This window comes from Mucilaginibacter pedocola (assembly GCF_002013915.1).
GTDB classification, from domain to species: Bacteria; Bacteroidota; Bacteroidia; order Sphingobacteriales; family Sphingobacteriaceae; genus Mucilaginibacter; species Mucilaginibacter pedocola.
On the sequence record NZ_MBTF01000001.1, the window covers coordinates 732,217 to 758,347 of the forward strand.

The 26,131-nt window shown below is 46.5% G+C and carries 26 protein-coding genes and 1 riboswitch; of the genes, 16 read left to right on the forward strand and 10 right to left on the reverse strand.

Going from position 1 to position 26,131, the window contains the following annotated elements:
- The first annotated feature begins 7 nt into the window (after nucleotides 1–7).
- Genes BC343_RS03280 through BC343_RS03290 form a run of 3 tightly spaced genes read left to right on the forward strand, consistent with a single transcriptional unit; the run spans nucleotide 8 to nucleotide 5,722 of the window.
- Nucleotides 8–2,722, forward strand: coding sequence for a putative LPS assembly protein LptD (locus BC343_RS03280; protein WP_078346276.1), 2,715 nt, complete (start codon nucleotides 8–10; stop codon nucleotides 2,720–2,722).
- A 1-nt stretch (nucleotide 2,723) separates the two neighbouring features.
- Nucleotides 2,724–3,971, forward strand: coding sequence for a competence/damage-inducible protein A (locus tag BC343_RS03285; protein WP_078346277.1), 1,248 nt, complete (start codon nucleotides 2,724–2,726; stop codon nucleotides 3,969–3,971).
- Nucleotides 3,972–4,015: 44 nt separating this feature from the next.
- Nucleotides 4,016–5,722: a dihydrolipoamide acetyltransferase family protein gene (locus tag BC343_RS03290; RefSeq protein WP_078346278.1), complete on the forward strand. Its 1,707-nt coding sequence runs from the start codon at nucleotides 4,016–4,018 to the stop codon at nucleotides 5,720–5,722.
- Between the two features lie 73 nt (nucleotides 5,723–5,795).
- Here BC343_RS03290 and BC343_RS03295 read toward each other — a convergent pair whose 3' ends face one another.
- The 4 genes from BC343_RS03295 to BC343_RS03315 all read right to left on the reverse strand — a co-directional run bounded on the left by BC343_RS03295 (nucleotide 5,796) and on the right by BC343_RS03315 (nucleotide 11,250).
- Nucleotides 5,796–7,031, reverse strand: a complete 1,236-nt coding sequence (locus BC343_RS03295; RefSeq protein ID WP_078346279.1) for a homoserine dehydrogenase — start codon at nucleotides 7,029–7,031, stop codon at nucleotides 5,796–5,798.
- Nucleotides 7,031–8,086, reverse strand: coding sequence for a homoserine O-acetyltransferase family protein (locus tag BC343_RS03300; RefSeq protein ID WP_078346280.1), 1,056 nt, complete (start codon nucleotides 8,084–8,086; stop codon nucleotides 7,031–7,033). The genes BC343_RS03295 and BC343_RS03300 overlap by 1 nt, the downstream gene beginning before the upstream one ends.
- Nucleotides 8,087–8,170: 84 nt before the next feature.
- Nucleotides 8,171–9,484, reverse strand: coding sequence for an O-acetylhomoserine aminocarboxypropyltransferase/cysteine synthase family protein (locus BC343_RS03305; RefSeq protein WP_078346281.1), 1,314 nt, complete (start codon nucleotides 9,482–9,484; stop codon nucleotides 8,171–8,173).
- A gap of 236 nt (nucleotides 9,485–9,720) precedes the next feature.
- A riboswitch (SAM riboswitch) is annotated at nucleotides 9,721–9,832 on the reverse strand.
- A gap of 302 nt (nucleotides 9,833–10,134) precedes the next feature.
- Entirely contained in the window at nucleotides 10,135–11,250 is a 1,116-nt protein-coding gene (locus tag BC343_RS03315) for a trans-sulfuration enzyme family protein (RefSeq protein ID WP_078346283.1), read from the reverse strand.
- Nucleotides 11,251–11,353: 103 nt separating this feature from the next.
- Between BC343_RS03315 and BC343_RS03320 the strand changes: the two genes are divergently transcribed.
- The 5 genes from BC343_RS03320 to BC343_RS03340 all read left to right on the forward strand — a co-directional run bounded on the left by BC343_RS03320 (nucleotide 11,354) and on the right by BC343_RS03340 (nucleotide 15,429).
- Nucleotides 11,354–11,875 (forward strand): hypothetical protein, encoded by a 522-nt coding sequence (locus tag BC343_RS03320; RefSeq protein WP_143822045.1) that lies wholly within the window; start codon nucleotides 11,354–11,356, stop codon nucleotides 11,873–11,875.
- A 120-nt stretch (nucleotides 11,876–11,995) separates the two neighbouring features.
- On the forward strand, nucleotides 11,996–13,189 hold the full coding sequence (gene mqnE / locus BC343_RS03325; RefSeq protein WP_078346285.1) for an aminofutalosine synthase MqnE: 1,194 nt from the start codon (nucleotides 11,996–11,998) through the stop codon (nucleotides 13,187–13,189).
- Between the two features lie 85 nt (nucleotides 13,190–13,274).
- On the forward strand, nucleotides 13,275–13,925 hold the full coding sequence (locus BC343_RS03330) for a histidine phosphatase family protein (RefSeq protein ID WP_078346286.1): 651 nt from the start codon (nucleotides 13,275–13,277) through the stop codon (nucleotides 13,923–13,925).
- Nucleotides 13,897–14,640 (forward strand): menaquinone biosynthetic enzyme MqnA/MqnD family protein, encoded by a 744-nt coding sequence (locus BC343_RS03335; RefSeq protein ID WP_078346287.1) that lies wholly within the window; start codon nucleotides 13,897–13,899, stop codon nucleotides 14,638–14,640. Before BC343_RS03330 ends, BC343_RS03335 begins: the two co-directional genes overlap by 29 nt.
- 108 nt (nucleotides 14,641–14,748) lie before the next feature.
- Nucleotides 14,749–15,429 (forward strand): SIR2 family NAD-dependent protein deacylase, encoded by a 681-nt coding sequence (locus BC343_RS03340; RefSeq protein ID WP_078346288.1) that lies wholly within the window; start codon nucleotides 14,749–14,751, stop codon nucleotides 15,427–15,429.
- A gap of 342 nt (nucleotides 15,430–15,771) precedes the next feature.
- Here BC343_RS03340 and BC343_RS03345 read toward each other — a convergent pair whose 3' ends face one another.
- Together BC343_RS03345 and BC343_RS03350 are read right to left on the reverse strand one after the other, a co-directional pair.
- Entirely contained in the window at nucleotides 15,772–16,020 is a 249-nt protein-coding gene (locus BC343_RS03345; protein ID WP_078346495.1) for a hypothetical protein, read from the reverse strand.
- Nucleotides 16,021–16,105: 85 nt separating this feature from the next.
- A complete protein-coding gene (locus BC343_RS03350; RefSeq protein WP_078346289.1) occupies nucleotides 16,106–16,813 on the reverse strand; it encodes a DUF3291 domain-containing protein in 708 nt (235 codons plus the stop codon).
- A 73-nt stretch (nucleotides 16,814–16,886) separates the two neighbouring features.
- Here BC343_RS03350 and BC343_RS03355 point away from each other — a divergent pair, with 73 nt between their 5' ends.
- The 7 genes from BC343_RS03355 to BC343_RS03385 all read left to right on the forward strand — a co-directional run bounded on the left by BC343_RS03355 (nucleotide 16,887) and on the right by BC343_RS03385 (nucleotide 22,347).
- Complete coding sequence (locus BC343_RS03355; RefSeq protein WP_078346290.1) at nucleotides 16,887–17,363, forward strand: GAF domain-containing protein; 477 nt, start codon at nucleotides 16,887–16,889, stop codon at nucleotides 17,361–17,363.
- Nucleotides 17,363–18,019 (forward strand): alpha/beta fold hydrolase, encoded by a 657-nt coding sequence (locus tag BC343_RS03360; protein ID WP_078346291.1) that lies wholly within the window; start codon nucleotides 17,363–17,365, stop codon nucleotides 18,017–18,019. Before BC343_RS03355 ends, BC343_RS03360 begins: the two co-directional genes overlap by 1 nt.
- Complete coding sequence (locus BC343_RS03365; protein WP_078346292.1) at nucleotides 18,016–18,618, forward strand: DNA-3-methyladenine glycosylase; 603 nt, start codon at nucleotides 18,016–18,018, stop codon at nucleotides 18,616–18,618. Before BC343_RS03360 ends, BC343_RS03365 begins: the two co-directional genes overlap by 4 nt.
- A 40-nt stretch (nucleotides 18,619–18,658) precedes the next feature.
- A complete protein-coding gene (locus BC343_RS03370; protein WP_078346293.1) occupies nucleotides 18,659–19,156 on the forward strand; it encodes a pyridoxamine 5'-phosphate oxidase family protein in 498 nt (165 codons plus the stop codon).
- Between the two features lie 131 nt (nucleotides 19,157–19,287).
- A complete protein-coding gene (kynU, locus tag BC343_RS03375) occupies nucleotides 19,288–20,577 on the forward strand; it encodes a kynureninase (protein ID WP_078346294.1) in 1,290 nt (429 codons plus the stop codon).
- A 3-nt stretch (nucleotides 20,578–20,580) separates the two neighbouring features.
- Complete coding sequence (locus BC343_RS03380) at nucleotides 20,581–21,438, forward strand: bestrophin family protein (protein ID WP_078346295.1); 858 nt, start codon at nucleotides 20,581–20,583, stop codon at nucleotides 21,436–21,438.
- A 6-nt stretch (nucleotides 21,439–21,444) separates the two neighbouring features.
- Nucleotides 21,445–22,347, forward strand: a complete 903-nt coding sequence (locus BC343_RS03385; protein WP_078346296.1) for a histone deacetylase family protein — start codon at nucleotides 21,445–21,447, stop codon at nucleotides 22,345–22,347.
- Between the two features lie 253 nt (nucleotides 22,348–22,600).
- On the opposite strand, the gene BC343_RS03390 is transcribed toward BC343_RS03385, so the two are convergent.
- The 4 genes from BC343_RS03390 to BC343_RS03405 all read right to left on the reverse strand — a co-directional run bounded on the left by BC343_RS03390 (nucleotide 22,601) and on the right by BC343_RS03405 (nucleotide 25,677).
- Nucleotides 22,601–23,965 (reverse strand): MATE family efflux transporter, encoded by a 1,365-nt coding sequence (locus BC343_RS03390; protein ID WP_078346297.1) that lies wholly within the window; start codon nucleotides 23,963–23,965, stop codon nucleotides 22,601–22,603.
- 138 nt (nucleotides 23,966–24,103) lie between these two features.
- The gene (locus BC343_RS03395; protein WP_078346298.1) at nucleotides 24,104–24,727 is read right to left on the reverse strand and encodes an AlbA family DNA-binding domain-containing protein; all 624 of its coding nucleotides are present in this window, start codon (nucleotides 24,725–24,727) and stop codon (nucleotides 24,104–24,106) included.
- A gap of 13 nt (nucleotides 24,728–24,740) precedes the next feature.
- On the reverse strand, nucleotides 24,741–25,193 hold the full coding sequence (locus tag BC343_RS03400) for a GNAT family N-acetyltransferase (protein WP_078346299.1): 453 nt from the start codon (nucleotides 25,191–25,193) through the stop codon (nucleotides 24,741–24,743).
- 4 nt (nucleotides 25,194–25,197) lie between these two features.
- A complete protein-coding gene (locus BC343_RS03405; RefSeq protein WP_078346300.1) occupies nucleotides 25,198–25,677 on the reverse strand; it encodes a DUF4442 domain-containing protein in 480 nt (159 codons plus the stop codon).
- 175 nt (nucleotides 25,678–25,852) lie between these two features.
- Between BC343_RS03405 and BC343_RS30690 the strand changes: the two genes are divergently transcribed.
- A complete protein-coding gene (locus BC343_RS30690; RefSeq protein ID WP_143822046.1) occupies nucleotides 25,853–26,062 on the forward strand; it encodes a hypothetical protein in 210 nt (69 codons plus the stop codon).
- Nucleotides 26,063–26,131 lie beyond the last annotated feature (69 nt).

The following is a 26,131-nucleotide window of genomic DNA, read 5'->3' on the forward strand; positions in this document are numbered from 1 at the left end:
ATCAATTTTGAAATTAGTTAGCCTCTTTTTTCTGTTTGCAATCGCCCTAACAGCAAGCTTAGCAGCCCATGCTTTTAGCGCGCCGGGCAAAACTCCTGTTAAAGATACAATTATAAAACTCAATGCAGCGCGCGACAGTAAACTCCTTAAAATAAAGAAACCCGCCAACGCTCCATTGGGTGCCGGTTACAAGGCCGGACAGGATACAACGCCAAAATCGGGCATAAAGTCTATCATCAAGGCCACTGCCGAAGATTCGTCGTATACTGATAGGGTGAATAAAATGTCGTACCTGTATGGCCGTGCCCGCGTGGTTTACGAGGATTTTCAGTTGGATGCCGATTATATACGTATTGACGAAAAGAACCACCTTATTTTTGCCCGCGGACGTATCGACCCTAAAAAGCGCTATAAAGAGGGTAGGCCTATATCGAAATCTAAGGATGAAAAACCGGTAGAGTCCGACTCGCTTTTATTTAATTATGACACAAAAAAGGGAAAGATATGGAACCCCGCCACCACGCAGGATGGTAACTACATATCAGGCGGGCAGGCTAAAGTGCTGCCGCACGATGAAGTAGCCTACCGTAACGTAATATTCAGTACCTGCGATCTGCCATTCCCGGAAACACACTTTGGTATAGTAATAACCAAGGGTATCGGGCAAAAGAAACGCATTATATCCGGCCCGGCTTACCTCGAAATAGAGGGGGTGCCGCTGCCTTTTGCTATACCTTTCGGCTTTTTCCCGAAGCCAAACTCGCGTACATCGGGGGTAATATTACCCACTTTTGGTGAGGATAACCGCCTTGGCTTTTACCTGCGCAACCTGGGTTACTACATTGGCCTTAACGATAATATGGACGTTACGTTCAACACCTCGTTATACTCAAAAGGTTCGTATGAGATAAGCGCCAACTCGCGTTATTTAAAAAGGTATAAATACGGCGGCAACCTAACGCTTAGCTATGGCTCGCACAACTACGGGCTGGTTGGTGACCCGCCGCGGAAGGATTTTAATATCACCTGGTCGCACTCGCAAGACCCTAACGCGCACCCGGGTACAACATTTAGTGCTTCCGTAAATGCCGGTACATCAAGTTATTATCAAAACAGCCCCGGGCTTAACAATTACAACCTTGAGGCCTTAACGCAAAACAACCTCCGTTCGAGTATCAACTACGGCCGCACCTGGGCGGGTACACCGTTTAACTTAAACGTGAGTTTAGGCCACTCGCAGGACCTTACCAAGAAAACCGTTACGCTGGAACTACCTACCGTAAGCTTCAACATGGCTACCATAAGCCCGTTTGACCGGGCCGACCGCGTAGGCGAGCAAAAATGGTATCAGAAAATAAACGTGGGCTACAGCATGGTGGCTACAAATAAGGTAAACGCTGTGCCCGAGTCGCAACTTTTCACCAGCGAAACGCTTACCAAAAGGCTGCAGAATGGTATGCAACATACCATCCCTGTATCTATGAACATGAACCTGCTGAAATATTTTCAGTTTAGCACAGGTGGTACTTATATAGAGCGTTGGTATTTGCAAACTATAAAAAAGAGTTACGATAGGGGGAGCATCAGTGGCTCGCTTACACCAATTACCGATACCATACCAGGTTTTAAACGTGCCGGCGAGTATAGCTTAAATGCCAGCATGTCTACCAAGGTTTACAGTACTATCCAATTTAAAAAGGGAAACCTTACGGCCATACGTGCAACAACTACACCGCAGTTAAGCTTTAGCTACCGCCCCGATTTTGGCGACCCAAGCTACGGTTACTGGCAAACTGCTGTGAGCACCGCCAGTGTGCCTTATCCTTATACGTCGTTACCTTACTCCATCTTTGAGCAGGCTGTTTATGGCGGGCCATCGCGCGGTAAGCAGGCGGGTATAGGTTTCTCGCTCGATAATACTATAGAGGCAAAATTGAAACCGAAAAGCACAGATACATCTGGCGTGCCGCGCAAGGTGCCGATTTTACAGGGGCTTTCCATATCGTCGTTCTATAACTTCGCAGCTGACTCTATGAGGCTTGCCAACATTAGCATGTCGGGCCATACCTCTATCCTTAATCAAAAGGTTAACATCAACTTTTCCGGCACTTTCGACCCTTATTTGACACTCATCCGCGACTCGATATCAGGAGGCGTAAAGCAAAATTATATCCGCAGGATAAACAAGTTAAGCTTTAGCGAGGGTAAGTTTCCGTTGCTGCAAAACTTCAGCCTTTCGATGAGTGCGGCGCTAAATCCGTCAACCTTTAGGCCCAAGCAGCAGCAAAATGTAAACGGCGCTACACTGGCCGCCATGACGCCCGACCAGCAACAACGCCTGGCATTAATTAACAGCGACCCAAGTGCCTATGTTGACTTTAATGTACCATGGAACCTCTCGCTGAATTATAGCTTCAGTTATTCTAACAATATAATTAACAGTAACTCGAGCAATACCATGATGCTTAGCGGCGACGTAAGCATCACCAAAAAATGGAAGGTACAGTATAATACTACATACGATTTAAAGGCACAGAAACTGAGTAGCGCAACATCGTTTGCTATTTACCGCGATTTGCACTGCTGGGACCTTTCGATACAGTGGCTGCCTTTCGGGTTTTACAAATCGTACAATGTTACGCTGAAGGTGAAGGCCTCGATATTACAGGATTTGAAGCTGAGCAAACGTAACGACTACACCAACAACCAATCATTTCAATAACATGCTTGCAGAGATAATAACTATTGGCGACGAAATATTGATAGGGCAGATAGTTGATACCAACTCTGCCTGGATGGCCGAAAAGCTAAACCATGCCGGTATCCGCATCAAACAAATATCATCGGTATCAGATAACCGCGAACATATATTAACCGCACTTGCAGAAGCTGCGGGCCGCGCCGATATTATTTTGATAACAGGCGGGTTGGGGCCAACTAAAGACGATATTACTAAGAAAACGCTGGCTGAATATTTTGGCGTAGGCATGGTAATGAACGATGCAGCGTTGGAAAATGTTAGCCGGATATTTAAAAAATACAACCGTCCTTTATTAGAGGTAAACCGCCTGCAAGCGCAGGTACCCGAAAATTGCGAGGTGATATTGAACAAAAACGGCACAGCACCGGGCATGTGGTTTAATCATGAGGGGAAAGTATATGTATCTATGCCGGGCGTACCCTTCGAGATGAAGTATATGGTAGAGGAGGAGGTGATCCCCAAACTACAGGCAACCTTCAAATTGCCCGTTATTATCCATAACACTATACTTACGGCAGGCGAGGGAGAATCATTCCTGGCAGAAAAGATAGCCGATATTGAGGATTCGCTGCCTGCGCACATAAAACTTGCTTACCTGCCAAAGCTTGGGCAAGTACGTTTACGCCTGAGCGCCTTTGGCGATGACGCTGAAAAACTGCAAGCCGAGGTAAATATTTATGCCGATAAAATTGCCGAACGTGCAAGCTACGCTGTAATGGCCCGCGAAGATATTCCGCTGGAAAAAGTGCTGTTGAACACCATGGCCGAACGCGGGCTGACCTTATCAGCCGCCGAAAGCTGTACAGGTGGGTATTTATCGCATATGTTAACCCAGCATGCAGGCTCGTCTAAGGTATTTTTGGGTGGGGTGGTATCGTATGCTAACCAGTTGAAACAGGATATTTTGGGCGTGAATCCGGCTACTATTTCGGTCTTTGGCACGGTAAGCGGCGAAACGGTGACGGAGATGGTTGAGGGGGCATTAAGGAGATTTAAATCGGATTATGCGGTGGCCTTAACCGGAATTGCCGGCCCCGACGGTGGTACTGCCGAGAAACCGGTGGGCACTGTGTGGATTGCGGCGGCAAATGCAAATAAAACGGTTATAAAGAAATTCACATTTGGGGAAAAGCGCCTGCAAAACATCGAAAGGAGCGCTGTAGGGGCATTTTTTATGTTAATTACTTTACTTCGCGAAAACGGAAATTAACATCCGAAATCAATAATTTTGACCAAACCAACTGATACTTGTGTATGGCCAAATACCAATTGTTACTGCCGAAGATGGGGGAAAGTGTTGCAGAGGCAACAGTAATTAAATGGACGAAAGCTCCGGGTGATTACATCGAAATTGACGAGGCGGTGATGGAAATTGCGACCGACAAGGTAGACTCTGAAGTTCCTTCCCCGGTTGCTGGTAAACTAATAGAACAACTTTACAAAGAGAACGACGTAGTACAGGTAGGTGCACCTATAGCTATTATAGAAACCGAACCTGATAAAGCAGAAGCTCCGGCGCCAACGCCGCCGCCTGTTGCTACTTATACACCACCATCATTCGCGCCTGCTACGCCAACACCGGCACCGCCGCCTGTTGCAACGTATACGCCACCATCTTTTGCTAATACGCCGCCGCCAACACCTGCGCCTATTGTACCGCCGCCTGCTCCTGAGTATGTAGCGCCGCCAATACAAGCACCGGTAGTGCCGCCTTATACGCCGCCGCCTGTTGTTGAGCAGCCACCGGTGCCTCCTGTTCAGGATATCCCGGGAATCAGCCAATTGCAACAGCGCCCGGCTTATGGCAGTGTTAAATTTGACAACCGTTTTTACTCGCCGCTGGTTAAGAGCATTGCTGTTCAGGAAGGCATTAGTAATGACGAACTTGACTATATACCGGGTACCGGGGCAGATGGCCGTTTAACAAAAGACGACCTGCTTGATTATATCAAAAACCGCCCTGCAAAGGTGGAAGTTGCGCCGGCACCACAACCGGAGCCTGTTGCGCCTGTTGCCGAGCCGCAAAAGCACGAAGAGCCTGCTATTACTTATACCGCAGCTATCCCGCCGCCATATACGCCACCACCTGCACCGGTTGAAGAGCCTGTAGCAGCGGTAGCCGAGGAAGCGGAAGTAGAGGATGAGCCAGTGGCTGAAGCTTCTGCACCAGAACCGGTTGCTGAAGCATCCAAAACTGCACCTGCACCCGAAGCACCTAAGGCCACGCCGAAACCTGCTACATCGGTATCGGGCGGTGACGAAATTATAGAGATGGACCGTATGCGCAGGTTGATTGCCGACCACATGGTTTACAGCAAGCACACCTCGCCGCACGTAACATCGTTTGTTGAAGCAGACGTTACCGACCTGGTAAACTGGCGCGAAGCTGTAAAAGGGCCATTTGAAAAACGCGAAGGGCAAAAGTTGACCTTTACGCCGATATTCATCGAGGCGGTTATCAAAGCTATTATCGAGCTGCCAATGATAAACGTATCGGTATCGGGTACGCAGATCATCAAAAAGAAAAACATTAACATTAGCATGGCAACCGCCTTGCCGAATGGTAACCTGATAGTACCGGTAATTAAAAAAGCCGACGATTTGAGCCTTACCGGTATAGCCAAAGCAGTGAATGATCTGGCACACCGCGCACGCATTGGCAAATTACTGCCCGATGATGTGAAGGATGGTACGTTCACTATAACCAACGTAGGCTCGTTTGGTAACGTAATGGGTACACCTATTATTAACCAGCCTCAGGTAGCTATTTTAGCAGTGGGTGCAATTAAGAAGAAACCTGCTGTTGTAGAAACACCGCAAGGAGATGCTATAGGTATAAGGCACATGATGTTCCTGTCGTTATCTTACGACCATAGGGTAGTAGATGGCGCATTGGGTGGAACATTTGTACGCAAGGTGGCCGATTACCTCGAAAACTGGGACGTTAGCCGTAATATATAGTTAATTAAATGTGAATTTCTACAAAAAACAAAAGGCCCGAAAGGGCCTTCTGTTTTTGCTGCCAAAGAATCTACTATAAAACTTCGGCGTTCAGTATTTTTGCCGGGGCTAAACTGACCCCTGTTAGCTGATCGGCAAAGGCTACGAATGCCTTGTTATCTGATATACGCTGCTTGTTGTCGATCAGTTTTTGCAGATTAATCTTTCCGATAACAAATTTATACTCCCCTGAGTAGTAACGTTCCTTTATCGACTCAAAGCCAAGTGCTTCCACCAGTGCTTCGTCTTCATAACGCAGGTAAATATTTATTTCTATATCGTTGGTAAAGTTCAGTCCTTTTACGGCTTTGGCTTTTTTGTATTCGTAGCCGTAATCGTAACGCAGGGCGGCAATGTCTGATAATACTGCCGAGCCGGTAGGGTGGCCACCGGCACCTTTCCCGAAGAAGAATTGCTGGTCTGCAAAGGCGGCTTGTACAGTTACGCCATTGTATTCGTACTCTACGTTGTATAAAAATTCGCTTTCGGTAACAAATTTTGGCAGCACAAACATGGCCATGTTGCGGGCATCAAGTTCTTTGGCAACCGGTACCAGTTTTATTTTCAGGTTCTTTTCGCGGGCGTATTGCAAATCATTAGCGCTCAGGTTTTGTATACCAATATTCAGCACTTCTTGCGGGTCAATGATCACACCGTAAGCATGTGTTGCAGCAATAATGAGTTTGTATTTGGCATCGTAGCCACCAACATCCATAGTAGGGTCGGTTTCGGCGAAGCCCAGGTCCTGCGCTTGTTTAAGTGCGCTGGCGTAATCCAAATTCTCTAAAAATCCTTTCGAGAGGATGTAGTTTGATGAACCATTGAATATACCGCTGATAGAATGCAATAGCTCGTTATCATAGTATTCTTCCAGGTTACGGATGATAGGGATACTGCCACAAACCGCGCCTTCATATAACAACGAGGTACCGTGTTTCTCCTGCAGCTCTATCAACTCATTCAGGTAGGTGGCTATCATTTTCTTGCTGGCCGATACTACGTTTTTGCCCGAAGCCAGCGCACGCGAAACAATTTCGAATGCAGCCTCGGTATCGTTTATCAGTTCAACAATGGTATTTATCTCGGGGTTGTTCAATAGCTCATCGCGGTCGGTAGTAAAAAGCTCCTGCGGCAGCGTGCGTAGCTTGCCCGGGTTTTTAATGGCTATTTTCTTTATTTCGAGGTTGAGGTTTTTAGTGCGGATAATATCATAAAGTCCCTGGCCTACTACTCCGAACCCGAATAGGCCTATATTCAATTTCTTACTCATTAAGCTATTTTTTGCAATTCTATAATTTTTCCCTTTACGTCTGTTTTAAAAAAGGATTTGATAATATTTGTTAAATCTTGTGTTTCAATTAAAAAGCCGTCGTGTCCGTAAAACGAATCCAGTTCGGCAAAGGCAGCTTTGGGTATATGCCTGAACAGGTATTGCTGCTCTTCAATAGGGAACAATACATCCGATTTGATGCCAATAACCAGCGTGCGAGCTTTCACCTGGGCAAGCGCTTTATCTACACTGCCGCGGCCACGGCCCACATTATGCGAATCCATAGCTTTGGTTAAATAATAGTAGCTGTAGGCATTGTACCTGTTCACTAATTTCTGTCCCTGGTAGTTTTGGTAGCTCGATGCTTTGAAGTTGCCGGTAAGGTCGTTACCGTCTTCCTGCTGGGTAATATCGTAGGTTTTGTAGGTGCGGTAAGATAATAGTGCAATGCTGCGCGCGGCCTTTAAGCCATTGCTGCCGCCATCCGGCGTGTTGCTAAAAAAGGTAGGATCGGCAGCCAGGGCCAGACGCTGCGATTCGTTAAAGGCAATGCCCCATGGCGAATGTTTAGCATTCGTTGCTATCAGTATCAGGTTTTTGATACGCTGCGGGTCTACGATACTCCATTCTAATGCCTGTTGTCCGCCAAGTGAACCACCAAGCAGCATTTCTATTTGATCGATCTTTAAGTGGTCGGCCAGCAATTGATGAGCCTTCACCATATCGCGTATGGTAACCTCGGGGAACGAAAGATAGTATGGTTGCCCGGTAGTAGGATTAGTATCCAGCGGACTAAGCGTACCATAAGGCGATGCCAGCACATTAGCGCAAATAACAAAATGCTCTTCGGGGTTAAAATGGTCGGTAGCGCCAAAAAGGCCTTTCCACCAATCAAAAACATCCGAATTGGCGGTGAGTGCATGGCATACCCAAATCACGTTATCGCGGTTGGCATTTAAGGTGCCGTATGTATTATAGCCTATTTGCAGCCCCTGTAATTTGGTGCCGTTCTCCAGTTCGAAAGTACCTGTATACGTAAAAGTTTGTAAACTCATTTGTGTCCTTTTGTTATTTCGGGAGCGGTAACCTACAACCGCTCCCTGATAACATCACTTAAAAAAACTAAAAAATAAAGATCGTTATGTTAGTTCCAACTCGGCCACCTTGGCAAATGCCTGGGCAAAGTCGGCTTTAATATCATCAATATGTTCAATACCTACAGCAACGCGCAGCAGGGCAGGGGTAACACCGGCGCTTAATTGCTCGGCATCACTCAGTTGTTGATGCGTAGTTGCCGATGGCTGAATGATCAGCGTTTTGGCATCGCCCACGTTAGCCAAATGGCTTACCAGTTTAAGGTTATCTATCACTGCCGATGCCAGTTCTTTATCGCCATTTAGTTCAAAAGACAGTACTGCACCAAAGCCATTTTTTAAATACTTTTTGGCAAGCGTATGCTGCGGCGATGATTCGAGCCCCGGGTAATTTACTTTGGTCACTTGCGGATGCTGCTCCAGCCATTTGGCCAGTTCAAGCGCATTATCTACATGGCGCTGTACGCGTAACGACAGCGTTTCTAATCCCTGTATATTCAACCACGAATTGAATGGCGATTGCGAAGGGCCTAAGTCGCGCAAACCTTCTACACGGGCACGTATAATGAACTGTATATTACCAAAAGGACCGTTAACGCCAAATACATCGGCAAAAACCAAACCGTGGTAACCTTCGGATGGTTCGGTAAATTGCGGGTATTTACCGTTGCCCCAGTTGTAATTACCACCATCAACAATAACACCGCCAATGCTGGTGCCATGGCCGTTTATCCATTTGGTGGTAGATTCTACCACAACGTGCGCACCATGTTGCAGCGGGCGGAACAAATAACCGCCTGCAGCAAAGGTATTATCTACTATAAGCGGCAGGTCGTGCTTGTTGGCCAGGGCTGCCAGCTTTTCAAAATCAGGGATATTGAAACCGGGGTTGCCAATGGTTTCTACATAAATAGCCTTTGTTTTATCGTCTATATGTTGCTCAATGCTTTCGGCCATATCATCGGCAGCAAAGCGCACATCTATACCCAGGCGTTTAAAGGCAACCTTGAATTGATTGTAGGTGCCGCCGTACAGATAGGGTGAGGTAACAAAGTTATCGCCGGCCTGTAAAATATTGTTTAATGCGATGAATTGCGCCGCCTGGCCCGATGATGTTGCCAAAGCTGCCACGCCACCTTCGAGCGCAGCAATGCGTTTCTCAAAAACATCAGTAGTGGGGTTCATCAAACGGGTATATATATTGCCAAATTCTTTCAGGGCGAACAGGTTGGCGCCGTGCTCGGCGTTATGAAATACATATGAAGTTGTTTGATACAATGGCACAGCGCGTGCGCCTGTAGTGGCATCAACTTCCTGGCCTGCGTGTAGTTGTAGTGTTTCGAATTTTAAGTTTGACATGATGTGTAGATCTAAAAGGTTTTGTGATTTGAAAATGTGTAATTACGACAGGATACTGCTATCCCTGAGGGTACCACGCGTTTTTCGGGAAATGGAAAAAGAGGACGTGTACGGGGATCAACAGCAGCAACACATGCAAATACAGCCAATAATTTGGTTGTATGTAGCAGTTTGGCCCGGGTAGGGTTGCTGTAAAGACTGTTGAGATACGTAAGCTGTAATTTTCATGATCTTAAAATTTATATCCCCCGGGTATACTTTTTCCGGGACAGGAATTGGCACCTTCTCCACTTTGGAGGGTTGCCAGCGGGTTTTCGAGCCTGATCTCTCGCCGCTTCTTTATAAATCAAAATCCTTTTGAAGGGAATTGATTATGGAATGATCTACCGATCAACAGGGGCAAATATATGCGAATGCAGTTTTATTATGCAAATTATATTTTAATTTTATTGTAAAGATGCAACAGTGCAGTGTTTTTTTCACGCAAAGACGCAGAGGCGCAAAGAAGGGAAGGGGATTATATTTTCGCTGCCGCGAGATTAGCGAAGCTTATCTCGTGGTACCGCATTGAGGAAGCTTTCAGCTGATGGAAGCTGAAAGCTGACTTTATGCGACACCACGAGTTGAAAACTCGTGGCAGCAAAGAAGAATTACCCCAACGCCCTCTCCATATCCGCTATCAGATCATCAATATGCTCCAACCCAACCGATACCCGCAATAAGTTAAAAGGCGTTTTAGTATCCGGTCCTTCAACGGAAGCGCGGTGTTCTATCAAACTTTCCACTCCGCCCAGGCTTGTTGCTTGTGTAAACAATTGTCCTGCATTAACCACACGCTTGGCTTCTGCCTCGCCGCCTTTTAGTTGGAAGGATAATACTGCACCAAAACCGGCCATCTGCGCTTTGGCAATGGCGTGTTGCGGATGCGAGGGTAAACCGGGGTACATTACCCTTTCAACTTTGGGATGTGCCTCTAAATATTCGGCCAATAGCTGCGCGTTGTTCATATGCCCGCGCATACGATAAGGTAGCGTTTTTATACTGCGGGTAAGGTAATAGCAATCAGTGGGCGAGGGTACTGCGCCGCCCATGGTTTGTACGGTACGCACCTTCTCCCAAAAAGCATCCTTTTTGGCCGTGATAAGCGCACCACCCAGCAGGTCACTGTGCCCGCCGAAGTATTTGGTGGTGGAGTGCATTATCATATCGGCACCCAAAGCCAATGGCTGCTGGCAAAGCGGGGTAGCAAAAGTATTATCGCAAACTACCCTGATACCGTGGTTGGCTGAAATGGCAACCACTTGTTTAATGTCGGTTATTTTCAGGAGGGGATTGGATGGCGTTTCCAGCCATATCAGCTTAGTGTTAGGGCGAATGTGTGCCTGTAGCACTTCACTATCGTTCACATCAATAAAATCGACCTCCAGTATACCCGCGAACAGCAGCTTAAGTTGGTTGCGCAAGCCGTGGTACATATCATCAGGCGCAATAATATGGCTGCCCGGCTCCAAAGCCTGGAAAACCGACATACCCGCTGCATTGCCTGACGAAAATGCCGCAGCATCTTCACCACCCTCCAGTTTGGCCAGCAGTTGTTCTAACGAAGTACGGTTGGGGTTTGATGCACGTGTATAAATATGCCCGCCGGGGAAGCCGCCGTCTTCGCCACGCTGAAAGGTAGTAGCTGTTATAATGGGTTGCACAACGGCGCGGGTGCCCGCATCTATATGGTTTCCGGCGTGTATAGCAATAGTTTCTATTTTCATAATGAGAGAGAGGCTTGGTGTTGTTGCCAAATTAAATGGAATTTTTTCGTATTTGCTGTAGCGTATGCGTAATTGCCTGCGTAATAAGTTAAAATCACAATTAATGAGAAACCTATCCTTACTAATAATTATAGTGGCACTGGGCTTATCTGCCTGCAAAAAAGAAGAAGTAGTTACCGGGTATGATGATAGCTACGCTGCCTGGCAATCATTTAAAAAATCGTCAAATAACTCTTATAGCTATGTTACCTACTATGGTTCGTGGACAGGTATTTATGCAGAATCGAAGATAACGGTGCTGAACGGCAAAGTGGTAGGGCGCGATTTTTTCCGTACGCGTACAACTGCGGTGCCTATGGTTGCAGATACAATAACAAAATGGACGGAAAGCGGCGTAACTTTGAATACGCACGATGATGGCTTTGAAACGCTCACGCTCGACCAAATATATACCAAAGCAAAAACCGAATTGCTTAACGTAAGCAGAGCCCAAAATGAAGTGGTTTTCCGTGCTGATAATAATGGTATAGTTTCGGCCGCCGGCTTTATCCCTAACAACTGCGCCGATGATTGCTTTACCGGCGTTTATATAAAAAACGTGAAAGTGTACGTAAAATCTATCTGATAGTGGGCTCGCCTTACACTGTAAAGCCACGGTCATTTTAGGTGTTTAAACACCGGTAGCAAAATACAGCCCTGCATAATTGCTGCATTTTGCTACCTTTGCCGAAACTATTTTTCTAAAATGGAAGTATCAGAAAATTTCGGGATGTTGTTGAACAACCCGCAGCTTTTGCCTGAACTTAAAGCCATCGCCCAAAAGGTACTCCATAACCAGCGTATAACTTTTGACGAAGGCGTTCTGCTTTACGAGAAGGCCGAACTGGGTTACTTGGGCGTGCTGGCTAACTACATCCGCGAACAAAAACACGGCGATAAAACTTACTTCAACCGTAATTTCCATATCGAGCCCACCAACCTGTGTGTGTATGATTGTAAATTCTGTTCCTACTCGCGCCTGATTAAACAGCGCAGCGAAGGGTGGGAGTACACCATGGAAGATATGCTGAACATGGTGAAAAAGTACGACGGGCAGCCTGTTACAGAAGTGCATATCGTCGGCGGTGTATTGCCGCAATACGATCTGCCTTTTTATACCGAACTTTTCAGCAGCATCAAGCGACATCGCCCCGACTTGCACGTAAAGGCACTTACGCCAGTAGAGTATCATTACATCTTCAAGAAGGCTAAAATTGATTACGCCACGGGCATGCAACTGATGAAAGATGCAGGCCTGGAATCGATGCCGGGCGGTGGTGCCGAGATATTCCACCCCGAGGTGCGCGACCAGATAGCTAAAGACAAATGTACCGGCGACCAATGGTTGGCCATACACGAAGAATGGCATAAAATAGGTATGCGATCTAACGCTACCATGCTTTATGGCCACATAGAACAATTTTGGCATAGGGTTGACCACATGGAACAACTGCGCCAATTGCAGGACCGTACCGGTGGTTTCCAAACATTTATCCCGCTGAAATTCCGCAACCAGGATAATCAGATGAGTAACGTGCCCGAGTCTACCGTGGTAGAGGATCTGCGCAACTACGCCATAGCCCGTATATATCTGGATAACTTCGACCACGTAAAAGCCTATTGGGCCATGATAAGCCGCACCACAGCGCAACTATCGTTAAACTTTGGTGTGGATGATATTGACGGCACGCTCGACGATACCACCAAAATATACTCTATGGCAGGTGCCGAAGAACAGCACCCCGCCATGAGCACCAAGCAATTGGTAGAACTCATTAAAAACGCTGGCCGCCACCCCATAGAGCGCGATACGCTTTACAATGTGGTAACCGACTACAAGGACTACCAGTTCGAGGAAACAGAAAAGCCAAAGTACTATAAGTTGCCGGTAATAAATTAGGTCATTTTATCATTGGGTCATTGAGTCATTATTTTGTTTGGCGCAATAACCCGATATGCCGATGACTCAATGACCCAATGACTCAATGAATAAAACTCTATACATCGTCCGCCACGGGCAAACCGAACTGAATAAGCTGGGCATTATACAAGGCCGCGGTAAAAACACCGATCTGAATGATGAGGGCCGTGTGCAAGCTGCGCAGTTTTATAACGCGTATAAAGATGTGCCGTTTGATAAAATATACATTTCAGCTCTGAAGCGTACGCAGCAAAGTATACAGCCTTTTATTGATACAGGCATTCCCTTTGAGAAATTACCGGGTTTAGATGAGTTAGCCTGGGGCATTCACGAAGGGCAGGCATCATCGCCCGAACTGAAGGCTGAGTTTTTGCACGTAATGCGCGAATGGGTGGCCGGCAACCTTGATGTTAAATTTGAAGGCGGCGAAAGCCCTAACGAAGTTAAGGTACGCCAACTGGAGGCCATGGATGTGATCATGAGCCACCCCGAAGAAAAAACCGTATTGGTATGTATGCATGGCCGTGCGTTGCGCTTGTTGCTTTGCATCCTTACCGAAAAACCACTATCCGAAATGGATACCTTTCCGCACCAAAACCTGGTGCTTTATAAGCTCACTTACGATGGCAGCAAGTTTACTATTGTTGATTTCAACAATGCCGACCATCTAAAAACACCCGAAGATTTTGAACAAGATCAGAATATCCGCCGTTAGTTATACCAATACCAAGCCCTTTTTATACGGACTACAAGATTCAGCAATAATGGACAAGATCGAGCTAAGCCTCGATATGCCCTCAGACTGCGCACAAAAACTGATAGATGATAAGGCCGACATTGGCCTGATACCCGTTGCGGCCACGCTAAGCTTGCCTCACTGGGAAATAGTATCTAATTACTGCATTGGCACTTTAGGTGCTGTTAACTCTGTTTTCATTTTCAGCAATTGCGATATTAAGGATGTAAAAACTGTGCAGTTAGATCCGCAATCGCGTAGTTCTAATAACCTGGCCAAAGTACTGATGAAGAACTTTTGGCAGGTACAGCCAGAATTAATTGTTGGTGCCGAAGATTATTCCACATCAACTGACCCGAACACCGCCTTTGTACAGATCGGTGACCGCACTTTTGGTAAAGCCGAGGCTTACCCCTTTGTTTACGACCTATCTGCCGAGTGGCTAAAATTCACCGGCTTGCCATTTGTATTTGCTGCCTGGATAGCCAACAAACCTATCCCTGCCGATTTTATGCAGGAGTTTGATAATGCCCTACGCCATGGGCTTGCCCACCGCCACGAGTTACTGAAAGAGTTACCCCAACGCGCAGACTTCGACCTGGAAGATTACCTGATGCATAAACTGGATTTTGACTTGACAGAGGAGAAGAAGAAAGCACTTTATTTATTTCTGGATTATATAAAGGCGTTATAGTTCTTATTGGCTATTTAACCAAAAGCTCTGCATTCTTTGCGCTAATAAACAAGCCAATCCTTTGCTTTCTTTGCGGTAAAATATTAAGTTCGTTTAATCATTATCACAATGAAGAAGATAGTTATCCTAACCGGTGCCGGCATTAGTGCCGAGAGTGGCTTGAAAACATTCCGCGACAGCGACGGGCTGTGGGAGGGCTACGATATTGAAGACGTAGCCACGCCCGAGGCCTGGCGCCGCAACCCCGCACTGGTGCAGCAATTTTACAACGAACGCCGCAAAACCGTCTTAGAAGCACAGCCCAACGCTGCCCATTTTGCATTGGCCCGACTGCAGGAAAAATACGACGTACGCATCATCACCCAAAATATCGACGACCTGCACGAGCGTGCCGGCTCTGCCAATGTTATGCACCTGCATGGCATTATTACCCGCTCACAATCGAGCATGAATCCGCGGCTTACTTACCCTATTGACGGTTGGGAAATAAAGATGGGCGAGAAGTGCGAACTGGGCTCGCAACTGCGCGCGCATGTAGTATGGTTCGGCGAGGCAGTGCCGATGATAGAACCGGCCGCGAGGCTATGTGGCGAGGCCGATATCTTTATTTTAGTAGGCACATCGCTGGCAGTGTACCCCGCAGCCGGGCTTATTGACTATGTACCCCGCGAAGTAACCCGCTACATCATTGATCCTAATATTCCTGTATCTCCGGGCAGCAGGGTAGTGGCTATGCCATTTAAAGCTACGGTAGGGGTTCCGATGTTAGTTGACGAATTGATGAGCTAACCCTGTTATATTTAGAAACAGAAAATGCCATCCATGATTGGGTGGCATTTTTTGTTTTGAATCAAACACGTCGCGTTAATTTCTTATCCTTAACTTAGTACCTCCACCCATGAAAACTGCGCCTATTGCTTCCGACTTCTCATTAATTTGGTAGTTTCAACCACAGAATATAATTTTTCCTATTGCCTTAATTTACATGATTATCAGATTGTTGTATTAAAATAGAGGCTTTTTTAGTTCGCTGCGATCCTTTTTATAGGCTAAAACAGCGCTGTTTTGCCAAATATAATTCTGATGTTGAATTGATTTGAAATTAACTATCTATTTATCAGTATATTATAATTAGTAATTGTAGCGATAGTACGCATCTTTGTAATCTTTACCCATTTGTGTAAAGCGCTCCGAAACGGTTTTTAAAAATGCTTCATCAAGTATCTCGAATACGCTGTTTACGCCGTCGGTAAGGTCCATTTCGGGGATCTTGAAACTTTGTTCGAGAGTGCCTTTCTCCATCTTCACAATAAACTTTTGGTTCATGCTCAGGATAGATATTTTAAAATCAGGGTGGGGTAGCTCTGCTATTATTCTCATGGTATGTATTTGTTTAATGTCGAACATCGAATGTTAAATATCGAATGATGAAGGATGCTCAACTTCGATATTCGTTATTCGAAATTCATGATTCGTTATTCCAAATTCCCTCCAGTGGGTTCTTCCCGTTTATTGTTCCGTGGCTCTCCATAATGGCGAAACGCGCAAAAAGTTCTTCGCTGTACCAGCCTTCGCTACGCGTTTTTTTGATCACCTCGGCATGTTGCTTACTGCCGTAGGCGAAAGATTTCATGTGCTCCATGCTTTCCCAAACCGAAAACGTGGCTTGCCGGTAAACAGGCGCTTCGCCAATACCTATAGATGTAATGTAGCCTGGTGCTTTAGACATGAGTTCGGCTACTTCATCCACATGGCTCCAGAAGTTTTTAAGTCGGCTCATTTTAATGGTGGCGCGGGTGAGTACCGCAACAGGGCCTTCGGCTATCTTGCCTTCGGGTTTACCAAAAGGTTCTTTTCCATCCCATTTACCATGGCTGGCTATGGGGTGGCATAGTACCGTCCATTCCTCTTTCGCAAGCAAACGCCACCATTTGCTCACTGCCGATTTCTGACTGAAGGCATCGTAGTCCTCCCGGCTTTCCCAAACAGCTAATAGCCCCCATTGCTGCCAGTCGGGCTGCAGGTCGAAGGTGCCATTACGGCCGCTGCCCAGCAGTTTCCAAAAGGTGCAGCCTTGCTGCAGCCACATAGGTAGCCGATGCAGTGCCATAGCAAGCAGGGCGAACGGGACAAATGCCTTACGGTAACGAACGATGGTGAGGCTAATGATCATCAATTGCGAAGTAAAATATTAAATATGATATTCGTCTTATTTAGTTTTGCACCTTCATCACTACTTTTACACCATGGCAGAAGACCTGAAAATAATAACCTCGGTAGATAAGGCCGAACAATACACATCACTCATACCGCAAATAGAGGCTTTGCTATACGGTGAACCCGACTTGGTGGCTAACCTGGCCAACGTGGCTGCAGCGTTAAAAGAGCAATTTAAATGGTTTTGGGTGGGTTTTTATTTGGTTAAGGATGGCGAGTTGGTATTGGGCCCTTTCCAGGGGCCGGTGGCTTGTACACGTATTGGCAAAGGCAAAGGCGTTTGTGGTGCCGCATGGGAGCAGGCTAAAACACTTGTAGTGCCTGATGTGGAAGAGTTTCCGGGGCATATTGCCTGTAGCTCGCTATCCCGCTCGGAAATTGTGCTGCCATTGTTTAAGGATGGTGAAGTAGTAGGGGTATTGGATGTGGATAGCAGCGAGCTGGCGGAGTTCGACGAAACGGATGCACAGTATTTAGGCGACATCATTAAACTCATCAAATTTTAATGACGAAGGTTTTTTTACTGCCCGGCCTGGGTGCCGATAGCCGAATCTACAAGAAGATAAAACTGCCCGAGAATTACGAATGCACAAAGGTTGAATGGGTGCTACCCGATGCGGAGGATACTTTAACCACCTACGCGCAAAAGCTTATAAAACAATACAATATACAGGATGGGGCAATAGCCATTGGCAACTCGCTGGGTGGTATGTTAAGTGTGGAAATTGCCAAACAAGTAAAGTTGCAAAAGGTGATACTTATATCGAGCATTAAAACAGCCGATGAAGCGCCATGGTATTTCAGCGTTTTTCAGAAGGTGCCGGTTTATAAACCTATCCCGGCTGACATCATGACTAAAGTAGGCTTTATGGCGAGGCCGTTCTTCGGTGCTATGGAGCCTGATGACCTGGCGGATTTCCAAAGCATGCTGGCTAACTCATCGCCTGTATTTCTAAAATGGGCCATGCACGCAGTATTGTATTTCAACAACACCGAACCAATTGCCAACCTTTATCACATTATAGGCGACAAGGATACTGTTTTCCCCTGGAAAAATATAAAGAACCCAACAGCCATTATCAAAGGCGGTACGCACATTATGATATACGATAGGGCAGATGAAGTAAATGCCCTGCTTGCCGATATACTGCAAAAGCCATGAAACTACCCGAAAGCTATTACCTCGGCAGCGATGTGGTCGCCCTCAGTCGTGACCTCATTGGCAAATACCTGTTCACTAAAATAGATGGTGTAGTTACCGGTGGATATATTGTTGAAACAGAGGCTTACAACGGCATTGTAGATAAAGCATCGCACTCGTATGGTAACCGTATTACGCCCCGCACCAAAACCATGTTCGCGCAGGGCGGCATTGCATATGTTTACCTGTGTTATGGCATTCACGAGATGTTCAATATCGTTACTTCTGTTGAAGGGCAGCCGCATGCCATCCTTATCCGCGCTGTGGTACCTACTGATGGTGTGGATGTAATAATGGCCCGCCGCAATATGGAAACACTGAAACCCAACATCACCAAAGGGCCTGGTTCGGTGGCTAAAGCTTTGGGTATCTCGCGTGCCATAAATGCCTTTAGCCTTCAAAGCGATACCATTTGGGTGGAAGACAGGGGGCTGAGTTTCCCGGACGAAGAAGTAGCGACCGGTCCTCGAATTGGTGTTGATTATGCAGGCGAGGATGCTCTATTGCCGTACCGATTTTATGTGCGCGGCAATAAATTTGTGAGCAAGCCAAACAAATAAAATTCGCGTCCGTTAAAATTCATCTAAAGCTCCTAAAAAGATGAGTGGACACCCAACTACCGAAAGCCTGAAATTCTTCAGGGATGAAATAAACGAAGTAAAAACCGCCATGCTTACCACCTATACTGCCGACAAGGGTTTCAGCAGCCGCCCTATGGGGACTGCCGAGGTTGATGAGCAGGGCGATATCTGGTTCTTTACCAGCGAACATTCTGAAAAAGCAAGTGATATATCGGTCGAGAACACCGTATCGTTAACCTACAGCGACCCCAAGAACCATACCTACCTCAGCATAATGGGCGAGGCCGAACTGGTGAACGATAAAGCCAAAATGCAACAGCTTTGGAATCCGTTCGTAAAAGCCTTCTTCCCCGAGGGATTGGAGGATCCAAAACTAACCCTGCTAAAAATCACCCCGACAGATGCCGAATACTGGGACGGCAATAGCAGCAGCATGGTGGTGTTGTTCAACGTGCTAAAAGCTGCCGTAACGGGCAAGAAGTATGATGCGGGCAGGCACGGGAAGATAGCATTTTGATATACGGAGACGCGAAGTATCGCGTCTCTACAAAAAAAACCCTGTGAACCTCCGCGGAAGCTCTGCGTTCTCCGTGGTTGAATCGCCACAAAGAATAATGAACTTTGCCTCAAAATATTTATTATTGGCTGATGATCTACCAAAACACATTAGCCTTTGCGTTGGAGCAGGACGAGCATGACCCGCTGAAGAGTTTCCGGCAAGAGTTTCTTATCCCGCAGCATAATGGTAAAGATGCCATATACCTTTGCGGCAACTCGCTTGGGTTGCAGCCACGTTCAGCAAAACAACACCTGAAGGCACAATTGGATGCCTGGGAAACACATGCCGTAGAAGGCTGGTTCACCGGCGATGCGCCATGGTTGAGCTATCATAAACAGCTTATCCCAACATTGGCAGACATCCTCGGCGCAAAACCTGCCGAGGTAACCATCATGAATTCGCTTACAGTGAACCTTCATTTATTGATGGTAAGCTTCTATAAACCAACTACTAAACGATATAAAATACTAATGGAAGCAGGAGCTTTTCCGTCCGATCAGTATGCGGTGGAAAGCCAGGTAAAGTTTCATGGCTATTCGGTGGAGGATGCCGTGATAGAAGTAAAACCCCGCGAAGGCGAAGTAACTTTACGTACCGAAGATATCCTGAGACAGATCAATGATAATGCCGGTGAGTTAGCGTTGGTGCTGTTCAGCGGTATCAATTATTACACTGGTCAGTTTTTTGATCTGGAGGCCATCGCCAAAGCCGGGCATGAAGCAGGCGCTTACGTTGGGTTCGACCTGGCGCATGCGGCGGGTAATGTACCGTTGGAGTTGCATAACTGGGGTGCCGATTTTGCCAGCTGGTGTTCCTACAAATACATGAACTCCGGGCCGGGCGGTATCAGCGGGGCCTTTGTGCACGAAAAGTATTTCGCAGATGATGCGCTGAGCCGTTTTGCAGGCTGGTGGGGTTACCGGCAGGATAAACGCTTTTTGATGGCACCGGGCTTTCAGCCGGAGATCGGCGCAGAGGGCTGGAACGTGAGCACAGCGCCCATTTTACTCCTTGCGCTGCACAAAGCCTCGTTGGAAATTTTTGAACGCGCAGGAGGGCTTAAAACGCTTCGTGCAAAAAGCGAGCGATTGACAGGATATTTCGAATACCTTGTCAATGGTATCAACCAAAAAGCAGGCACCGAGGTGTATAAGATCATCACCCCGGCAAATGCCGCAGACCGTGGTGCACAGCTTTCGGTAGTTTGCAAAAACAATGCGCGCGCTATTTTTAATTACCTGGAACAAAATGGCGTTATGGGCGATTGGCGCGAGCCGGATGTGATACGCCTGAGCGCTGTACCGCTCTACAACAGCTTCACCGATGTGTACAACGCCGCTGAATGCCTTTTTAAAGCCCTTGAAGCAACAAACTCTTAACCGATGATATACTACAACCCCAGGCAGTGGTTCTCGCTTATATTCCGGTTTAGCCGGGCCGATACCCTGCGCGAGCTTTTACCGCTAATGACTTGCGTTGCCCTTTATGCCGGCGCGGTTACTTTTTTTTTGATAGACGTACTGAAGGTGCCCGATACAAGCCTCTTACGCAAAGTGAGTTACATACATCAAACTATTGGTTTTGTATTCTCTTTATTGCTGGCCTTCCGTATCAATTCGGCATACGACCGCTGGTGGGAAGGGCGAAAAATTTGGGGCAATATGGTAAACAACAGCCGCAACCTGGCCATTAAACTCAGGCACCTGGTAAACGAAAAGGATTTTGCTTTCTTCAGTTATGTGATCCCGCTTTATTCGCGCTGCCTGCGCGACCACCTGCGCGATACCTATCGTTCGGAAGAGCAAAGCTTTGTGGCCATTGACCCATTAAAGCACGTGCCCAACCAAATCGCCTCAGACATGATCAAACGGATATACGAACTAAACCGCGAAGGGCAAATAAATCCGGAGCAATTAATTAGCATAACCACCGAAATAACTTCATTTACAGATAATTGTGGTGCATGTGAGCGTATCCGAAAAACGCCTATACCGTTCTCTTACAGCGTATTCATCAAAAAATTTATCTTCACTTACATCATGACGCTGCCCTTTACCTGGGCATTCGATCTGAAGTATTTCATCATCCCGATAATAGCTTTTGTACTGTTCGTATTCGTGAGCATAGAGCTTATAGCGGAAGAGATAGAGGACCCGTTCGGTTACGACCCTAATGATCTGCCGCTGGATAACATTTGCGAGAACATTCAAAAACACGTGGGCGAGATATTTGCCCGCTAAGTACTGATGCTGAAAATAGCTTACGATCCTATCTACGCGCATCCCTTGCCGGCGGGCCATCGATTTCCTATGCTGAAGTATGAGCTGATACCCGCGCAGCTTTTGCACGAGGGGCTGATAAATGAGGAGAATCTGTTCTCGCCCACAGAATTGGACGAAGAAACTATCCTATTTACCCATAATAAAACTTACTGGGAACAATTGCGAGATCTAACCTTACCGCCTAAGGAGCAGCGCCGCACAGGTTTCCCGCTCTCGGCACGATTGGTGGAGCGGGAAATACGCATCGCCAAAGGTACTATTGATGGCTGCCATTACGCTTTAGAGCACGGCATTGCCTTCAACGTAGCGGGCGGCACTCATCATGCCGGCAGCAATTGGGGCGAAGGTTTCTGCTTATTGAATGATCAGGCTATAGCTGCTAACTGCCTGTTAAATAAAGGTATATCATCATCTATCTTAATAATAGATCTGGATGTGCACCAGGGTAATGGCACCGCCGAAATATTTCAGCAGGAGCCAAGGGTATTCACTTTTTCGATGCACGGCGATAAGAACTTCCCGTTCCGCAAGGAGCGCTCTGATTTGGATATTCCCTTAGATGATGGTGTGGAAGATGAAGAGTACCTGCGCATTTTATATGACACACTTCCCCGCTTAATTGAGCAGCAAAAACCTGACTTTATCTTTTACTTGTCCGGGGTAGATATCCTGGCTACAGATAAACTTGGTAAACTATCCCTTACCAAAGAGGCTTGCAAAGCCCGCGATCGCTTCGTATTGGAGCAGTGCAAATCCAGGGGGATACCGGTGCAAGTTAGCATGGGCGGCGGTTACTCACCCGATATTAAGGATATTGTGGATGCCCATTGCAATACATTTAGGGTGGCAGATGAGTTGTATTTTTAAATGTTAGCGGCTATTTAACCACAGAGGGCGCGGAGTTTTACACAAAGGTTCACAGAGTTGGATCGTGGTTATTTTGGCACGCAAAGGCGCAAAGCCGCAGAGAAAAGATCGGGATTATCAGTTATACTTTCTGCCCTTCGAGGCTTAAAGAGAAATTCTATTCGGCCAGATCTTACTTTTTAGATCGCATGCAAAGCTCTCTGTGAACCTCTGCGTTTTTCTCTCTGTGTGCTCTGTGGTAAAAAATAACGGCCTATACTGTCACCTTCAAGTTATTCTTTTTACTAATTGCCTGAAATCTCAAAAACAACATCACCGAAGCAGAGGCCAAACCCGCCACCAGCCCGAACCAAACCCCGGTTACGCCATATTGCAGGTGTTTACCGAGGATGTAACCGATGGGTAGACCAATTACCCAGTAAGATATAAAAGTGATAATTGTTGGGATCTTTACATCGCTCATGCCACGCAAAATACCCAGGCCCACAACCTGCGTACCATCAAACAGTTGGAAGAATGCAGCTACGATAAGTAACTGTGCTGCAATGGATATCACCTGCTTGTCGGAAGTATAAATGTAGGGCATCCACTGGTTAAAGGCCGTGAATATGAATGCAGTAATGCACATAAATGCGATAACAATGTGGTAATTAGAAATGGCCGAGAGCCGCAGTTGATGATGATCGTTAGCGCCAAAGTGGTTACCCGACCGGATGGCCGCTGCCGACGACATGCCCGCTGCCATCATGTAAGTCATGCTCGCCAGGTTTAATGCGATCTGGTGAGCCGCCTGTGGCACCGCGCCAATGGTGCCGATAATGATAGACGCTCCGCCAAAAGCGCTTACCTCAAAAGTGGCCTGCATAGCAACCGGCATACCAATTTTTAAAAGCTGAGCGATGCGTTGCCGTTCTATGTTTTTAAAGGCGAAATCGGTAAGGTATTTTTTAAAATGGGGTGAGCGGAACACATAAATACTCATGGCAACGGCCATCAGGCAGCGGTCGATAAGTGTGCTATAGCCAACACCTTTTATGCCCATAGGAGGGATGCCGAACATTCCTTTTACCAACACAATGCCCACCAATATATTCAGCACGTTGCCGGCAATAGTAATGTACATGGCCTGCCGGGTAAGGCCGAGCCCTTCGGCAAATTGCTTAAAGGTGTTGAATACCATTAATGGCACTAACGATGAAACCAACAACGTAAGAAAGGGCTTTGCCTGCACAACCACCTCTGGCGATTGGTTAAGCTTACCGATAAAAAACACGATTCCAAAGTAAAATACCACGAACAGCGCTATGCCCGAAAGTACATTCAGGAACAAACTATTGCTAAGCAACCTGCCGCACTCTGCGTAGTTTTTACGACCGTTGTGCTGGGCTATCAACGGCGTAATACCGTAGCTGATGCCCATGGCCATAACAAAGGGAACTATAAAAAGGCTGATAGAAAGTGCCACGGCCGCTAAAGCAACAGTACCCGCAAAATGCCCGATGATAATGGTATCTGAAAAGTGTACGAGTGTATGCCCGATCTGTGAAAGCACGATGGGTATAGCCAGCTTAAGGCTGTCGTTGTAGTAGTATCGGTATTTTAAAAAGATGGCTTTCATTACAATTGGCGGGCAAAAGTAATGAGTTTAAATGAGGGGGACTATATCGTCAGAGATAAGTTGACATAAGATAAGTCCGAAAGATGAATATGAGCGAATCTTTCTTCCGGACTTTCCGACTGCGGACTTCAGGCTTTACTAACTCGCCGTGTAAAACTCTTCCTTCTCTGTAGTATGCACCCTAATTACACCGCTTAGTACCAGGTTTACCAGTATGCGCTGGGCACGGCGGCGGCCAATGTTGAGCAGTTCGCAAAACTGTTTTATGGTGATGCGTTCGGTTTTATCCAGGTGCTCCAGCAGGGCTTTTTCTTTTGACGAATATTCTATCAGCACGCCTTGATCGCTTGATGATTGCTTCAGTACATCCACCACAATTTTGCTGGCCAGTACGCTTTTATCTTTTACGCGGATGTAAACCCACCATTTGCCATCTTCGGCAAGTGAGTAATGCGGCTTCTCGTCACTTGCCGGAATGTCTACAGCGAGCACCAGTTTATCGTCCCAATAGATCTCTTCGAAAATGGGTTCGAGGGCGGGGCGGCAATAAAAGTGTGCCGCCTTGGTTATCATGTAGCGCTCTTCTTCTTCTTCCTTTACGCCTTTGATGGTGCCGTCATCTAAAACGCCTATCAGCAGCCTTCCGCCAACATTATTGGCGAAGGACACCATGGTTTTAGCTATTTTCTCGCAGCTTGTAATGGTTTTCTTGAAGTCGAGCGAAACGCCTTCCCCTTCAAGTATCTGTCGTTTTAAGTTCATGCCGCAAGGTTATTTAATCGGCTTTATAAGGCCTGTGTATCTGCATCCAGTTCTCCGGTTTATTAATTGGCTCAAAGCCAAACTGGCTATATAGCCCATGTGCATCGGCAGTGGCCAGGCTCCAGCGGCGCAACCCCTGCAATTCAGGATGTGCCAGTATGGTTTGCATCATCCATTTTGATAGCCCTATGCCACGGTGCGCATCCAGTACGTAAACATCGCACAGATAGGCGAATGTAGCTTTATCACTTACCACTCTCGCCAGCCCAACCTGCGCACCGTTATGGTACAATCCAAAGCACATCGAGTTTTCTAAAGCGGCCTTCAACTTTTCCACAGGCATGCCTTTTGCCCAGTAAGTTGTGTTAAGATAACCATAAATGGCATCAAAATCAAGCTTTGCTTTGTCTAAAGATATTTCGTAGCCTTTTTTAAGGAAGGCGGCATCATTCATAAAAACGGCCATAGGTTCATATCAGGGTTTTAGGCAGGTCCAGGTCGCGAACGTAAACTTCGTTCAACAGCGAAGCGCAAACTTCGCCTGCTTTATTATAAATATCAATGGGAAAAAGCTTCTCATATTTCCCTGTTACAATTAACGTTTCGTTGGCTTCGGCAATATCAGCTTCGGTAAGTTTTATTTCGAAGAAGAGGTTGCCAAGCGCGGGTTTTAAAAAATCAATTTTAGCCGATTTAGACCATATTGCCAAACGTCTTTTGCCATCTGCATTTAATATTTGATGAAAAAGCACAGGGTAGAAGGGGTCGGCAGCGGCGAAAATGGTACCGCCGAAGATGGAGCCATTGTAGTTTTTATTAAGCCAGCTTTTGCTCACTTTAACCTTTACACCGGCAAAACCTTTGTGGAAACCGAGCACCCAAATTCGCTGTAAAAGGAGAGGGGGGTAAAAACGCATTACCCATTTCAGCGCATTTTCTGATAGTACCATGGTGGTTAAATATCAGAAAAATATTGCGGAGAATGTTGTATCTACAGCACGAATTTTACTGTTTGAACAACTTTTTAAGTATAAATTATACTTTCATACAAAACAACTTATAGGTTAGGCGGTTATAATATTCGAATACGAGGTAAAATTCATCAACACAAAACTTATATCTATTATGAAAAAGCAGATCTTGAGCTTCGCGTTAGTCGCGACAATTGTTGGAGCCGTTGCAGCGGGTTGTGGTTCAGAGAAAAAAGCAGGTGATGGTACCGACACCACCAAAACCGATTCGGCAGCTGTAATGAGCACACCATCTACCACGCCGGCAGATACCATGAAAAAAGACACCATGACCAGGGACACTACTAAAAAAGTGCCTCAATAACGGTTCAATTTAAGACATAAAAAATGCCGGGTGCTATTGCGCCCGGCATTTTTTATTTAGAGATGATTA